This is a genomic window from Psychromonas arctica, from assembly GCF_038155225.1.
GTDB classification, from domain to species: domain Bacteria; phylum Pseudomonadota; class Gammaproteobacteria; order Enterobacterales; family Psychromonadaceae; genus Psychromonas; species Psychromonas arctica_B.
Window position 1 is genome coordinate 1 of the sequence record NZ_JBAKBA010000129.1, and the last position, 276, is coordinate 276.

General features: G+C 40.9%; 1 pseudogene. It reads left to right on the forward strand.

The features are described from left to right. Nucleotides 1–276: pseudogene (gene uvrC, locus V6255_RS18055) on the forward strand (excinuclease ABC subunit UvrC); the annotation flags it as partial.

Consider the following 276-nt stretch of genomic DNA (forward strand, 5'->3'; position numbering starts at 1 on the left):
GGCGTGATCAGATCCAATCACTTAAAAAAGTACAAGAGCAGCAATCGGTAACTGGTGAAGTTGAACAGATAGATCTTTTAGGCTTTGCTTACCAGCATGGAGTGGCGAGCATCCACATGTTATTTATTCGTCAAGGGCGAGTATTAGGCAGCCGTAATTACTTCCCTATAGTACCTAAAAATAGTTCTCAAGAAGAAGTACTTAGTAGCTTCTTAAGTCAGTTATATCTATCTGGCCAAAACGGTCGCGCTATCCCTAGAGAAATCTTATTAACCG